The organism is Paenibacillus sp. FSL H8-0537 (genome assembly GCF_038051995.1).
Taxonomy (GTDB): domain Bacteria; phylum Bacillota; class Bacilli; order Paenibacillales; family Paenibacillaceae; genus Pristimantibacillus.
The window spans coordinates 1620175-1633096 of record NZ_CP150290.1 but is presented as its reverse complement, the minus strand read 5'-3'; the positions used below and the strand labels follow the sequence as shown (position 1 = coordinate 1633096).

The window sequence follows — 12922 nt, the reverse complement described above, 5'->3', positions numbered from 1 at the left end:
GCTGGCTGACGGTTATATTGCCTCTCTCATCGTTCTTGCTTAAACAATTAGCGCGTAAACGGGTTATTCGCCTTCTCAAAGCCAATCGACGTTCGCGGACCATGTCCCGGATAAACTTTGACCTCATCAGGCAGCTTGTAAAGCTTGCCCTGAATGGAATCGTATAAATCCCGCTCGCGACTGCCCGGCAGGTCGGTACGTCCTACGGAGAGCCTGAACAGCACGTCGCCGGAAAAAAGATCGCTGCCGCGCAGGAAGCTTACGCTGCCTGGCGAATGTCCTGGCGTATGCATGACGCGGAATTTCTCGCCCAGCAGCTCCAGCGTCATCCCTTCATCCAGCGCATATTCCGCTGGATCGGTCGTCAGCGGCGGCGTTACCTCCTGCCAGCGCAAAGAACCATTTTTCCCAGCATCCGTCAGCCAGTCGGCCTCCAGATCGTGGATATAAACCGGGCAGCCTGCCGCTTTGCGAACCTCGTCCACACCGCCCATATGATCGAAATGGGCATGGGTAAGCAAAATCGCCTCAATATGCGTATCCGCAATCCGCTTCAGCAGACCCTTAGGGTTCATGCCCGGGTCAATGATGAGGCCACGTTCCTTGCCTGTTTCCTCATCCTTTACCGTGAGCAGGTAGCAGTTCGTCTGGAGAGGCCCCAGCGCAAATGACTCAACTCGCATTTCACTCATCATCAATGCTCCTATTCTCCTATTTAGAACGACTCCAGCAGGTCGCGCAGTTCCTTCACAATAACCGAATGATAGCCTGTGCCTTCGCCATAACGGCGGCCCATTTCCTGGCGGACAAGTCCAAGCTTCTCTTGATAATCCGCTGCTTCACGGTCTGGATTTTCCAGCTTGAACGCTGTCATCGCTTCTTGAACATGCTTAGGACGCGGTCCCCATTGTCCAAGCACATGGCCGCCCGTATCTGCAATAATCACAATCGGCACGGCACGGCCGCCCATCGTCAAAAACTGCTCCATCGTATCGAGATGCTCCTCCATAATGAGCACCTCTGTTGGAACGCCGCTATTTTCAAGCGCACGGAATACAACTGGAATATTGCGAATGACATCTCCGCACCATTCCGCCATCAAAATCAAGACGCGCAAATCGTCACGGTTATTTAGTGATTCGAAATATTCACGATCGCTTTCATCCGTCCAAGCAAACTGGTTGTACCAGTCTTGAAAAGCCTCTTTATTTTTGTCCATGCCGTCGATGAATTGCTGCGGGCTGATGCCTTTGTTCAATTTTTCTGCTACGCTTTTGCTCATATTCATTTACCCTCTTTCTTCTGTTATATGTATTGTAAAGCCATGTGTGTCAGGCTGCATTAAACCGATTTTTTACGTGATTTTCTAATTTTATAAAGCGAATAAATAATGATCAACAATACGGCAAGAATAATAGCCGGAAGCACATAATCCTTTGATTGCTCATGAATATTTTCCCAATTTTCGCCAAGCGAGAAGCCCAAATAGACGAACAATAGCGCCCATGGCAGGGATGCTGCTGCGGTAAGAATAGTAAATAGCCAAAAATTCATTTTCGCCATGCCTGCGGGAATCGAGATGACCTGACGCATAACGGGAACGAAACGTGCTGTAAACACAATGCCGGAGCCATATTTTTTGAACCATTCTTCGGCAAGATCGACATGCTTCTTTTTAATCTTAATATACTTTCCGTATTTCTCCACCAGGGGACGTCCCCCGTATCTTCCGAATGCATACAAGATCCAATTTTGCCCAACCGCGCCAAGCGTCCCAAAAAAGACGGCGCCTGCGTAGGAAATTTCGCCTTTGTACACCAAGTAGCCGCCAAAACCGAGCACGATCTCACTTGGAATGACCTCCATCAGCAAACCGATCAAAATGCCAAAGTAGCCAAGGCTTTCAATCCATAAGAGCAGTGCATGCAAAATCTCCGAAATCCTATCCATCACGCTTGCCTCTCACATCCTCTCTAAACTACTGCTTCGTCTGTTATTCTACCACACGGAAGGAAGGCTCATCCAGTCGAAACGATGCAGGTGACGATCATACAGTCGGAAGCATACATATAGAGGATAGAGAGGAGCCGGTTAGCCATGAAGCCTACTGCCCAGAAGCATGATTCAAACCTTCCTACCGCTCGTAAAATAAGGCGTGCCTGCAGCAATGAGCTGTACCGTACGGCCAAACGTTTGAAACTGTGGGTGTCCAAAGAAAAGCATGATCAGGCGGAAAATTTATATTTTAAAAAGGTGGCTGTCCATCTGCTGTGGATTCACGAGCATAAAAGCAATCGCAAGCTGCTCGCCGATTGGTGGGATGAGAACGTCTCCGCAGAAATCGCCGAGCTATGGGAGACGGATCAAGCAAAGCTTAGCGAAGCGTTTCGTGAATCATTTGGCGGGTAAGGGCATACGAAAAGAAGCAGGGTATCATCTGCAGGCAATCAGCCTCTCCGAAATACCCTGCTCTTCACGCTTTTGTTAAGAACGCACAGCTTGCAGCCGCGGCTACTCTTCCCTTAGCCGTTCCAATGAAACGGTCTCCGTATTTAATGGATTGGAGCCAACCTGTACAGTCGCCATATTATTAGCTATATCCACATGCTCAATCCAGACGGATTTGCCATCGAGCTGTACGGCAATGGTTTGTGATGAATCATAAATTTGCTTGGCGCGCGAAGCGTCCATTAGGTTCCCTCCTTTTGCTTGATTGCTATCTTCCTTCTTCCTCCATCGTATCGGTCGTCGATTCATCAATAAGGCCATTATGAGGCGTTACATTGCCTCCTCCGAGCCCTTCGTTCACCATACGGTCGATATCCATAAAATAATCGGAGCGCCCTTCGTGCTCGGCATCAACGCCAGCATTCGCTACCGCATTCTGATCTTCGATTGTCGGCTGTTCATTTCCATCTGCCATCGTTTTCCCTCCTTCCATCATACGTTCTGCTAGCCTACTTGCAAAATATGCCCAGACCACAGCTGTTTCATTCATCAATAAAGAGCAGCTACAACAACGGGGACAGCATATGCGCCGCGGCTTCCGCCATCTTTTGCTTAGCAGGGCGTTTCGTAAACTCAGCCAAGCTCAGCTCATCGCTGTCTTGCTCATCCTGCCGAAAATCCCTCTTCAGCTGTGCAATCGAGCCGGGATCAAATAAAAGCGCATTTTGCTCATAATTGTTGTAGAAGCTGCGCATGTCCATATTCGCCGTTCCTACTGACGCCAGCATGCGATCAATGATGAGCACCTTGGCATGTATAAAGCCTTTTCGATAGCGAAAAACCTTAATTCCTGCCTTAAGCAGCGGCTCTACATAAGACAGCGTAGCCCACAATACAAGCTGTGAATCACCTTTGCCCGGAATAATGATTCGTACATCGACGCCGCTCAGCGCAGCTACCCGAAGCGCCATCAGCAGCCCTGGATCGGGTATAAAATAGGGCGTCGACAAGCAGATGCTTTCTTTCGCTGCCATTACCGAAGCGACGACTGATTCCAATATCGGCTCCCCGATTTGATCGGGGCCTCCGGGCGTAATGAGTACCGGATTATGGCCGTCGCAATGATGCCTAGGCATATAACGTTCATCGTCCAGCTCCTCATGTGCAGCGAAAGCCCAATCGCTCCTGAACAGCTGCTGCAAAAAATAAACCGCATCTCCCTCCAGCTGCAGATGGGTATCCCGCCAAAATCCAAGCTTCGGATTCCCCCCTAAATACTCATCGCCTATATTAATGCCTCCAACGAAGCCGATTATGCCGTCGATGACTGCGATTTTACTGTGATTGCGGTTGTTCAGCCTCCGCTCGTACCATGCATGGCGCGGCGGCAAAAAACAGCTTGTCTGAATGCCAGCAGCAGCAAGCTCGTGAATATAGGCTTGGCTTATATTCATACTGCCGATGCCGTCATACAGCACGCGAACCTCTACCCCCGCCTTTACCCGCTCGATTAAAGCTTGCTTGAAGCGCTGTCCGATTCCATCATCTCGTATCGTATAATAATCGAGATGAATATAGCTCTTAGCCCGGCTAATCGCCGCCAAAATCGCTTCGTAGGTATCCTGCCCATTTTGCAGCACATGGACTTTGTTGCGCAGCGTAATACAGTGCCCCTTCGAAGCCGTCAACAGCCGGAAAAGCTGTTCTTGCCCACCCAGCTCTGGACTTCCCAGCAAATCGGTAAAGTTTTGCGCATTAAACGTTAGCTCCCCCGCAAATAGCAGCTTCTCTTGAGCGAGCCGTTTATGTGTATGGCTGCTTTGGCGATTCACTGGCCGTGCGAGCAGCAGGTAAAGCACAATTCCCAAAATCGGCAGCAGCATCGTAATCGTCAGCCAGGCCGCTAAGCGTGCAGGCCTGCGATATTCCATGGCGAAGATAAATACAAATTGCAGTAAATAAAGCCCTAGAACGATGGTCAGGGCTATTATAATCAACCAAACGGACATGTTGGTCCCCCTTGCATCTGCCACATAACCTGCCTTTGTAAACTTGCTGTTTTAGTGTCGGCGGTTCAAGGTATCCTTATGCGTACATTTGCTCAAGTTAAACGGGGCAAACCATTGTAGTACATATAAAAAGCATGCCAGCCCGATTACCTTAACCGGGTGACATGCTTCGAATGATTTCATATCTTTAGTATTCTGAAAAAATAATGCCTGAAGCTAGCCCGTACGCTTCATAGTTGCCGAAGAATCGTTTACCCTGTGCATCCGATCCCATATCAGCTTATGCATACTGAAATGCCGGCACAAAAATAATGGAAGCCGCTTATGCTTAATCCCGAGCTTATAGCCAATAAGCTTCGCAGCCGATTCCGCAACAAGTACAGGAATCAAATGATAGCGCCGTTCTTTCAGCAAGCATTTGAGCTGGGTCTTTACAAGCTTGAAACCAGGTTTTCCCACCTTGCTGTAAGGTATAATCCATTCATTTCGGCACATGGACACCCCATTGTCAAAAAAACGCCTGAACTGCTGCAGCACCGTATAATCATGGGAGTGATATACGCCTGCTTCGGCAGCATAAGCAATATTATAGCCGTTCATGACACAGGTAGCAGCCATAAACATATCCTCATTAAAGATAACAGGCTCCGCAAAGCTGCCCATCTCATAAAAGGTTTCCCTCCGATACGCCGCACACACATTTGAGCAAATAAACGTCTGGATGCCCATTTGGTCAATATCCGCTTTAGATTTCAAACGCGACTCTTGTGGATAGTTCGATTCCCTTGCAAGCCGTTCTAGTATGCCTGCATGTGGATAAGGGATCTGTCTTGCATAAGAGCAGGCCGTTCTCTCGTCTGACAGCAGCGGCTGGATCAGCTTTTCGAGCACATAGTCATCATAAGGAAGCGCGTCCTGCGTCATAAATACGAAAAAATCACCTTTCGCTTGAGCTGCCGCCGAATTACGAGTTCCACCATGGTCAAACTCGCTGCGCTGAACGGACAGCACCCGCGTGCCCAGCTTGCGTGCCCGTTCCACTGTACCATCGTCTGAGGAAGAGTCCATTATTATAATTTCGTAGGGACGCAGCGTCTGTTTTTTCAGCCGCTCCACCTGATCAACCAATCCCGCCCCCGCATTTAACGTTGGTATGATAACTGATACTTTCACATCCGTACTGCGGTCAGTAAGCATTTTTATTGACAAACCCTCTCACAATCGTCATTACGATAATTTTCAAATCCAATATAAACGTCCAGTTCTCGATATAAAAAATATCATGGACGATGCGTTCTTCAATCGACGTATCGCCACGCAGACCATTCGTCTGTGCCCAGCCGGTTATACCAGGGCGAATCTGGTGCTTGATCATATACTTCGGAATTTCTTCTTTGAACTGGCTGACAAAATACGGACGCTCAGGCCGCGGCCCAACGACGCTCATATGCCCGAACAGCACATTGAAAAACTGCGGAAGCTCATCAAGGCTCGTGCGGCGCAGGAAGCTGCCAAATTTCGTACGGCGCGGATCATTTTCCACCGTCCACTGCGTATTGGAAACCTCACCAGTCGATACGCGCATCGAGCGGAATTTATACATGAAAAAGTTTTTGCGATCAAGTCCCATCCGCTCCTGCTTAAACAATACCGGACCAGGAGAGGTCAGCTTAATTCCAATAACCGTAGCTAACATAATAGGAGAAGTCAGAATAATTGCGATTAAGGAAAAAATAATATCAAATCCACGCTTCAGCACGCGATTGCTCAGCTCATCCAGCGGCACATCCCGCACATTAATGAGCGGAATACCAGCAAAATTATCAAAAAACGGCCTAGCCGGCAATAAATCGAAAAAGTCCGGTATAATCAGTGTCTTCACACCTGTTTTCTCGCATGTCTCAATAATTTGCGCATATTTCTTATGAGCTTCTAGCGGCAGTGCTATAATAACCTCATCAATCGTAAGCTCATTCAGCTTCGCCTCAAGATCATCTAGACAGCCGATAATCGGCTTCATGTTCTGAAATTCCTTCGTATGCTCCCCCTGATAATCATCTAGAAAGCCGACAGCTTCATATCCAAGCTCTGGACGCCTAATCAATTTCTCATAAAAATTCCGCCCCACCGACCCTGCACCAACAATAAGCACATAACGCTTGTTATAACCACGGCGACGGAAGGAGAACAGCATTGATTTCACAACATATCGATACAGCGCTATCGCTACAATATTCATAAGGAAAAAGATTAAAAGTAATTCCCGGGAAATATGTATCTCCCCTGTAAAGTAAAACAGACTGAGCAAAAACAGAAAACTAATCGTTTGAATTTGAATAATTTTCAGTATTTCATAAGAATAGTTTTTACGTCGTTTCGGTGAATAAAATTGCAAATAAAATCCGACCACAATTGCAGAAAAGGAATACACGGTACCCCATACCAAATAGGTGGAAAAAGGGATCGAATTCACATGAGTCAACCAATCGCTATAAAATTTAAGCCAATAGGCGGCAAGAAATACGATTAACGTACATAATAGATCCGCAAGCATATACAACTGGGTCAATATCCTCTGGTTTTGCCGGATCATAACAGCAATTTCACCCACATTCTATCAGTTTTCGACTCTAGTAGTATTGTATCAAAATAAGGAAGCAAAAAGAACCCCACATGTTTCCATGAAGGGCGATCTTCTACTTGTTTCCATAAACAGTCTGTCTGAGCCTATTTTCCTTAGCTTTACGCTCCACTTGCTTGCGCTTGTCCAGCATAACGGGCAGCTTTCCGAAAATAATTGGCCAAGAGCCCAGCAGGCCTGGTTCTCTTAGAATGATATAGACAAGCTTCGATGCTTCAACAAATGCGAGAAGCGGAAGCAGCCAAAGTAATTGCCAGCTGACGGGCTCATTTTTTATTAGCGTAAACCAGCGGTTCTGATAGGAATGTCTGCGGATGAATAATGGAATAGAACGCCTGCCGCCTTGCTTCCAGCCTCGATGATGCAAAGCGCTTGCCGATGGCACATAATAAGATTTCCAACCCAGCTTTTGCGCTCGCCAAGCCACATCTACATCCTCTTTATAGGCAAAATAGTCCTCATCAAAAAACTGTCCGTCAATTTGAATACCACGAATCATAGCTGTGCGGTACACAGCCGCAGCTCCTGAGACCCCGAACACCTCTCGTAGTTCGCTCCATTCCGCAGCAGGCTCCCCTGAAGCCAGATCATAGGCTTGACGTGTACGGCGCATACCAAGGCCTGCACTGTCCATAATGGAGTGGTCTGAGCCTAAAACCAGCTTGCCAGTCACACTGCCTGTCTCTGGATGTCTTTCCATATAAGAAACCGTCTCTGCCAAATAAGCTGGGTCCAGCGTCACATCTGGGTTGAGCACGAGTACATAATGCGAAGCCGTTTGCCGAATCGCTTGATTTTGACCACCTGCAAATCCGTTATTTACAGTATTAGCTGTAAAACAGATGATTGCCTCTAAGCCTTTATCTGCTGCGTAACGTTCCACAATCGCTTTTGTTCCGTCAGTAGATGCATTGTCAATAATAACAACGCGCTCTGGCTGAAGCGTTTGATGAAGAACGGCATGTAAGCATGCTTCAATATCGGCAGCGCTATTGTAGGTTACAATGCAGACGCTTGCTGTAGCCATTTTAGCCATCACTCACTGTCTTTTATTTATTGCATTTACTCCATATCAACTACGTAATATCGTTCACAAAATGACGAAGTGCATCTCTCCATGGACGCAGCTGCTGCAAACCGTTGCTCCGGATAGCTCCCTGATCCATCACAGAATACGCTGGCCGCGGAGCTGGCCGTGGAAACTCATTCGTTGTGCAAGGATCTACTTGCACCTTCGTGTTGCCAGCTTCCTCGAAAATCGCCTGTGCAAATTCATGCCATGAACATATACCGGTATTGGATGCATGATAAATGCCATAATAGTCGGTTTGAATAAGCTCCAGCAGAAAATGAGCCAAATCGTACGTATACGTTGGCGAGCCCAACTGATCAGCGACTACTTTCAGGCAGTCACGCTCGGCTCCCATTTTCAGCATCGTCTTTACAAAGTTGTTCCCATATTTTCCATATACCCATGAGGTTCTCACAATAAAAAAACGATCGTGCAGCGATTGAACGGCATATTCGCCAGCTAACTTCGACTTGCCGTATACCGTTTGCGGATTCGTATTGTCATATTCATTGTATGGAATGCTGCCTTTTCCATCAAAAACATAATCTGTGCTAATGTAGCATAGCTTAGCTCCTGTTTCTTTGGCAGCAACAGCCAGATTGCGCGTGCCTGCTCCATTCACACGAAAAGCCTCATCTGGATCAGATTCGGCTTGATCAACGGCCGTGTAGGCCCCGCAATGAATAATCGCATCAGGTCGATACTGCGCCATTACGGCACGGCATTGCTCCAAATTCACAACATCCAGCTCCGAGCGATTTAATGCAATGCTTTCGAAGTTTTTAGGGACAGGCAAGTTGGCCAGTTCAGCTCCGAGCTGACCTCCTGCGCCCGTAATTAGAAATCTCTGCTGTTTGTCAGCTTGCAGGCTATTCATGCCTGATCACCAAGTCGTTCCTTGTATTGCGTGTCATAATATTGCTGATAAGAGCCGGATACGACCTGCTCCATCCATTCTTTTTGATTTAAGTACCATTGAATTGTCGCTTTTATGCCGCTTTCATATGCGAACTTTGGCTTCCAGCCGAGTTCATTACGTATTTTGTCCGCATCAATCGCATAGCGTCGGTCATGACCAAGACGGTCTTGTACATAAGTAATAAGCGACTCTGGCTTATTTAGTTCCTGCAAAATCGTTTTTACAACGTGGAGATTATCCCGCTCATTGCTGCCGCCAACATTGTAAACTTCACCATTGCGTCCTTTATGCAGAACCAAATCAATGGCGCTGCAATGATCTTCGACATAAAGCCAGTCACGAACATTGAGTCCATCGCCGTATACAGGAAGCGGTTTATCCTGCAAAGCGTTTTGGATCATAAGCGGAATAAGCTTTTCTGGGAACTGATAGGGCCCATAGTTATTCGAGCAGCGCGTGATATTCACCGGAAGGCCAAACGTCTCATGATAGGCTCTAACGAGCATATCTGCACCGGCCTTGCTTGCCGAATAAGGACTATTCGGGGCAAGTGGTGTCTCTTCCGTAAAAAGACCTGTAGCTCCAAGCGTACCATATACCTCATCAGTCGAAACCTGAACAAATTTATTTACTTCGTACTTTTTCGACAAATCCAACAGTGTCTGGGTGCCGAGAATATTGGTCTGCACAAAAATTTCCGGATGCAAAATGCTGCGGTCCACATGCGACTCTGCTGCAAAGTTAAGCACTGCATCCACACCAGCAGCGAATAGCGGCTCTAGCGCAGACTTATCAGCAATATCAGCCTTGACGAACGTATAGTTAGGATGCTGCTCAATACTGCGCAGATTTTCTAAATTTCCAGCGTATGTGAGTGCATCAACATTAATGATGTGGTAATCAGGATATTTATTAAGCATATACAGTACAAAGTTGCTGCCAATAAAGCCGGCTCCGCCAGTAACTAATAGTTTCACGAGTTGAACTCACCCTTCATATACAAAGTTAATTTCCGCATCAGCCAGAACGGGGTGTTTGTTATCCTTGTCAGATAGGATCGGTGTTGAAGTCGGCCAATCAATACCCAAAGCAGCATCATTCCATGCTATGCCACGGTCATGCTCTGGGGAATAGAGCGCATCGACTTTATATTGCACCTCACTGCCCGGAACAATCGTGCAGAACCCATGAGCAAAGCCTTGCGGGACTAGCAGCTGCCGTTTATTAGCTGCACTAAGAATAAAGCCCTGCCAATGTCCAAATGTAGGCGAGCCATGGCGAATATCTACAACGACATCATAGATTGCCCCGGCTGTTACACGTACAAGCTTAGTCTGAGCCTTTGGGTTCAACTGATAGTGCAAACCACGCAGCACGCCTGCTTCAGCCGAAAGAGAGTGATTGTCTTGAATGAACTTGTGCATAATGCCGTTTGCATGAGCTGTATGCTCATTATAGCTTTCAGTGAAAAAACCTCGATGATCGCCGAACACCGTTGGTTCTATAAGTTTAACGCCAGATAATCCTGCTTCCAATACTTTCATAATTGGCACCCCTCTTTAAAGCTTCAGCTTGCCAAATTCTTCACAAAAAATTAGATCTTTAGCAAGTTCATTGGCTTTCGTTAACGAATGATGCGTACCTGCATCTGTCCACCAGCCTTGCAATATATCGTAGCTTAGTTCATTCGCTTCAATGTACGCATTGTTCACATCTGTTATTTCCAACTCGCCTCGTCCAGAAGGCTTTAACGTTTTTACGATCTCGAATACTTTGTTATCATACATATATATTCCTGTTACAGCGTAATTACTCTTAGGTTGCTGCGGTTTTTCCTCAATGGAAACAATTTTATTTTCATGAAGTTCGGGTACACCATAACGTTGAGGATCATGTACCTCTTGAATGAGAATCTTTGCCCCTTGATTCTGCTCATGAAATTTATCCACAAATTCAGCAATGCTATCCTCAAAAACGTTGTCTCCCAAAATAACGACCATTTTGTCCCCATTTACAAAATGCTCGGCTAGTCCCAGCGCTTGTGCAATACCGCCTGCCTCATCCTGTACCTTGTAAGTGAAAGAGACTCCGAATTCATTCCCACTTCCAAGCAAGTTTACTACATCACCCATATGCTCTTTGCCTGTGACAATTAGAATATCCTTTATATTTGCCGATTTCAGCTTGGCAATAGAATGATAAATCATAGGATACTTCCCTACAGGTAGCAAGTGCTTATTCGTTACTTTCGTAAGCGGAAATAGGCGTGAGCCGGTTCCCCCCGCTAAAATTATCCCTTTCATTGAGAAGCCCCCTTTGTCAAAATCCTTCTATGTTTTATCAATTGCTACAAAAGTAACACCAACAATTATAATTAAAACGCCAATCCATTTCGTTACAGATACAGGTTCTTTAAATATTATCAAAGCTACAAGTAGGCCAAAAACGTAAGCTAAACTTTGTAAAGGGTAAGCAAGGCTTAATGGCATCCTTGTCAAAATTACAAACCATAACAACGTCGCTAGAGCGTATAATGTAATGCCAGAAATAATATACGCATTAAATAACGCTTTCCAAGCCGTCTGTAGCGTTACCCCTCCGATTTGATTTAAACCTAGTTTGAATAAAATTTGCCCCGTTACAAGCATTAGAATATTTATTAATAGATAGATATAATTCATTTTAGGAATGCTCCTTAATACAGGCTCTGGCCTCTTATTGCTTTTCCCGTTGCTGTTCATCCAAATAGTATCGTACTTTTTGCTCCAGCACTGCATTTTTCTGAACTAATTCTTTGAAACGATCGTTCATTATAGATATTTGTTGACTTTGTCTAAATAGCAAAAACAATATGAAAATAAAAGCTATTAAGAACAACAACGAAGGTGGATAGGCAATCCCAAGTACTCTAGAAATCACATCTATTGTTTTTGGAAAGATAGAAAGAACAAATAAAAAAAAAGCACCAATCATCCAAAAAAAGCTTTCTTTTTCTGAAAACAGATTTTTCTTCACTCGATTATAAACATATAACGTAAATAAAATCCCTATTAAAGCAAAAAACAAACTTGTTATCAATTAAATCTCTCCCAATTCAATCTTTACTTTTGAAAATCAACAGATCTTTTACCCTTCATAAATATCAATAGTATTGCATATATCATTTTCACCATATATTTCATCGGTTTGAAAATACCGCTATGCATACTCTCCCCAAATTCTCTGCTTCTCATATCCACTTGATATTCTGAAATTTTGTAATTATTTAATAACATTTCAATAATGAGATTGGCATCAGGATACTCTGGATAGCTATTCATTTTAGAATATTTCTCGAATATTTCTCTTTTAAGCACCTGGAAACCCGATGTTGGGTCTGTGATGTCTACTTTGCAAATTTTCCTTATTATATTTTTAAATAGTCCAGTACCTAATTTTCTAAACAAACTGTGGTTATAAGAAGACTTCATTTTAAATCTTGAGCCTATTACGATATCTGCATTCTCTTGCTCCATTACATGAATTAACTTGAGTGCTTCCGCTGCAATATGCTGCCCATCGCCATCAAACTGAATGACAATTTGATAGTCGTTTTCTACAGCGTACTTAAAGCCCGTCTGCAACGCACCAGCGTAACCGAGATTTACAGGTAATGATAAATAATTTATCCCTTTGCTACTTTTTAACACATCGAGTGTTTTATCAGTAGAGCAATCATTCACTACAAGAATATCTACAAAAGGTAGATCATGTTGTACTTCAGTTATAACCTTCCTTATATTAAGCTCCTCATTATATGCAGGAATAATTAATAAGACTTCACTCACTGCAAG

At 45.1% G+C, this 12922-nt stretch carries 17 protein-coding genes; 1 reads left to right on the top strand and 16 read right to left on the bottom strand.

Translation table 11 applies throughout. The features are described 5' to 3' along the window. Nucleotides 1-47: 47 nt before the first annotated feature. Genes MHB80_RS06665 through MHB80_RS06655 form a run of 3 tightly spaced genes read right to left on the bottom strand, consistent with a single transcriptional unit; the run spans nt 48 to nt 1950 of the window. Nucleotides 48-692, bottom strand: coding sequence for an MBL fold metallo-hydrolase (locus MHB80_RS06665; protein ID WP_341282881.1), 645 nt, complete (start codon nt 690-692; stop codon nt 48-50). A 23-nt stretch (nt 693-715) separates the two neighbouring features. Continuing rightward, entirely contained in the window at nt 716-1282 is a 567-nt protein-coding gene (locus MHB80_RS06660; protein WP_341281438.1) for a thioredoxin family protein, read from the bottom strand. 59 nt (nt 1283-1341) lie between these two features. Beyond that, nucleotides 1342-1950, bottom strand: coding sequence for a DedA family protein (locus tag MHB80_RS06655; protein WP_341281437.1), 609 nt, complete (start codon nt 1948-1950; stop codon nt 1342-1344). Nucleotides 1951-2097: 147 nt separating this feature from the next. On the opposite strand from MHB80_RS06655, the gene MHB80_RS06650 reads away from it, so the two are divergent. Next, complete coding sequence (locus MHB80_RS06650) at nt 2098-2409, top strand: dehydrogenase (protein WP_341281436.1); 312 nt, start codon at nt 2098-2100, stop codon at nt 2407-2409. A 102-nt stretch (nt 2410-2511) separates the two neighbouring features. Here the strand turns inward: MHB80_RS06650 and MHB80_RS06645 are convergent, their stop codons facing one another. From MHB80_RS06645 to MHB80_RS06585, 13 genes are all read right to left on the bottom strand, one after another. Beyond that, complete coding sequence (locus MHB80_RS06645) at nt 2512-2691, bottom strand: H-type small acid-soluble spore protein (RefSeq protein ID WP_341281435.1); 180 nt, start codon at nt 2689-2691, stop codon at nt 2512-2514. 25 nt (nt 2692-2716) lie between these two features. After that, nucleotides 2717-2923 carry a hypothetical protein gene (locus MHB80_RS06640; RefSeq protein ID WP_341281434.1) on the bottom strand — a complete coding sequence of 69 codons (207 nt, stop codon included), beginning with the start codon at nt 2921-2923 and terminating at the stop codon, nt 2717-2719. 88 nt (nt 2924-3011) lie between these two features. Then, nucleotides 3012-4457 carry a cardiolipin synthase gene (cls, locus tag MHB80_RS06635; protein WP_341281433.1) on the bottom strand — a complete coding sequence of 482 codons (1446 nt, stop codon included), beginning with the start codon at nt 4455-4457 and terminating at the stop codon, nt 3012-3014. Between the two features lie 216 nt (nt 4458-4673). Beyond that, nucleotides 4674-5654 (bottom strand): glycosyltransferase family 2 protein, encoded by a 981-nt coding sequence (locus tag MHB80_RS06630; RefSeq protein ID WP_341281432.1) that lies wholly within the window; start codon nt 5652-5654, stop codon nt 4674-4676. Next, nucleotides 5644-7050: an undecaprenyl-phosphate glucose phosphotransferase gene (locus tag MHB80_RS06625; RefSeq protein ID WP_341281431.1), complete on the bottom strand. Its 1407-nt coding sequence runs from the start codon at nt 7048-7050 to the stop codon at nt 5644-5646. The genes MHB80_RS06630 and MHB80_RS06625 overlap by 11 nt, the downstream gene beginning before the upstream one ends. Before the next feature lie 103 nt (nt 7051-7153). Next, the gene (locus tag MHB80_RS06620) at nt 7154-8134 is read right to left on the bottom strand and encodes a glycosyltransferase family 2 protein (RefSeq protein WP_341281430.1); all 981 of its coding nucleotides are present in this window, start codon (nt 8132-8134) and stop codon (nt 7154-7156) included. Nucleotides 8135-8174: 40 nt separating this feature from the next. After that, a complete protein-coding gene (rfbD, locus tag MHB80_RS06615) occupies nt 8175-9047 on the bottom strand; it encodes a dTDP-4-dehydrorhamnose reductase (protein WP_341281429.1) in 873 nt (290 codons plus the stop codon). Then, nucleotides 9044-10066: a dTDP-glucose 4,6-dehydratase gene (rfbB, locus tag MHB80_RS06610; protein WP_341281428.1), complete on the bottom strand. Its 1023-nt coding sequence runs from the start codon at nt 10064-10066 to the stop codon at nt 9044-9046. The genes rfbD and rfbB overlap by 4 nt, the downstream gene beginning before the upstream one ends. A 9-nt stretch (nt 10067-10075) precedes the next feature. Then, nucleotides 10076-10633 (bottom strand): dTDP-4-dehydrorhamnose 3,5-epimerase, encoded by a 558-nt coding sequence (rfbC, locus tag MHB80_RS06605; protein WP_341281427.1) that lies wholly within the window; start codon nt 10631-10633, stop codon nt 10076-10078. A gap of 15 nt (nt 10634-10648) precedes the next feature. Beyond that, nucleotides 10649-11392 (bottom strand): sugar phosphate nucleotidyltransferase, encoded by a 744-nt coding sequence (locus MHB80_RS06600; protein ID WP_341281426.1) that lies wholly within the window; start codon nt 11390-11392, stop codon nt 10649-10651. 27 nt (nt 11393-11419) lie between these two features. Next, nucleotides 11420-11770, bottom strand: a complete 351-nt coding sequence (locus MHB80_RS06595) for an EamA family transporter (RefSeq protein ID WP_341281425.1) — start codon at nt 11768-11770, stop codon at nt 11420-11422. 34 nt (nt 11771-11804) lie between these two features. Next, a complete protein-coding gene (locus MHB80_RS06590) occupies nt 11805-12167 on the bottom strand; it encodes a DUF2304 domain-containing protein (protein ID WP_341281424.1) in 363 nt (120 codons plus the stop codon). Nucleotides 12168-12190: 23 nt separating this feature from the next. Then, nucleotides 12191-12916, bottom strand: coding sequence for a glycosyltransferase family 2 protein (locus MHB80_RS06585; protein WP_341281423.1), 726 nt, complete (start codon nt 12914-12916; stop codon nt 12191-12193). Nucleotides 12917-12922 lie beyond the last annotated feature (6 nt).

Excerpts from the sequence above, each read along its gene's own strand:
- MHB80_RS06665 (WP_341282881.1), bottom strand. The coding sequence starts at position 692 with ATGAGTGAAATGCGAGTTGAGTCATTTGCGCTGGGGCCTCTCCAGACG.
- MHB80_RS06660 (WP_341281438.1), bottom strand. The coding sequence starts at position 1,282 with ATGAGCAAAAGCGTAGCAGAAAAATTGAACAAAGGCATCAGCCCGCAG.
- MHB80_RS06655 (WP_341281437.1), bottom strand. The coding sequence starts at position 1,950 with ATGGATAGGATTTCGGAGATTTTGCATGCACTGCTCTTATGGATTGAA.
- MHB80_RS06650 (WP_341281436.1), top strand. The coding sequence starts at position 2,098 with ATGAAGCCTACTGCCCAGAAGCATGATTCAAACCTTCCTACCGCTCGT.
- MHB80_RS06645 (WP_341281435.1), bottom strand. The coding sequence starts at position 2,691 with ATGGACGCTTCGCGCGCCAAGCAAATTTATGATTCATCACAAACCATT.
- MHB80_RS06640 (WP_341281434.1), bottom strand. The coding sequence starts at position 2,923 with ATGGCAGATGGAAATGAACAGCCGACAATCGAAGATCAGAATGCGGTA.
- cls (WP_341281433.1), bottom strand. The coding sequence starts at position 4,457 with ATGTCCGTTTGGTTGATTATAATAGCCCTGACCATCGTTCTAGGGCTT.
- MHB80_RS06630 (WP_341281432.1), bottom strand. The coding sequence starts at position 5,654 with ATGCTTACTGACCGCAGTACGGATGTGAAAGTATCAGTTATCATACCA.
- MHB80_RS06625 (WP_341281431.1), bottom strand. The coding sequence starts at position 7,050 with ATGATCCGGCAAAACCAGAGGATATTGACCCAGTTGTATATGCTTGCG.
- MHB80_RS06620 (WP_341281430.1), bottom strand. The coding sequence starts at position 8,134 with ATGGCTAAAATGGCTACAGCAAGCGTCTGCATTGTAACCTACAATAGC.
- rfbD (WP_341281429.1), bottom strand. The coding sequence starts at position 9,047 with ATGAATAGCCTGCAAGCTGACAAACAGCAGAGATTTCTAATTACGGGC.
- rfbC (WP_341281427.1), bottom strand. The coding sequence starts at position 10,633 with ATGAAAGTATTGGAAGCAGGATTATCTGGCGTTAAACTTATAGAACCA.
- MHB80_RS06600 (WP_341281426.1), bottom strand. The coding sequence starts at position 11,392 with ATGAAAGGGATAATTTTAGCGGGGGGAACCGGCTCACGCCTATTTCCG.
- MHB80_RS06595 (WP_341281425.1), bottom strand. The coding sequence starts at position 11,770 with ATGAATTATATCTATCTATTAATAAATATTCTAATGCTTGTAACGGGG.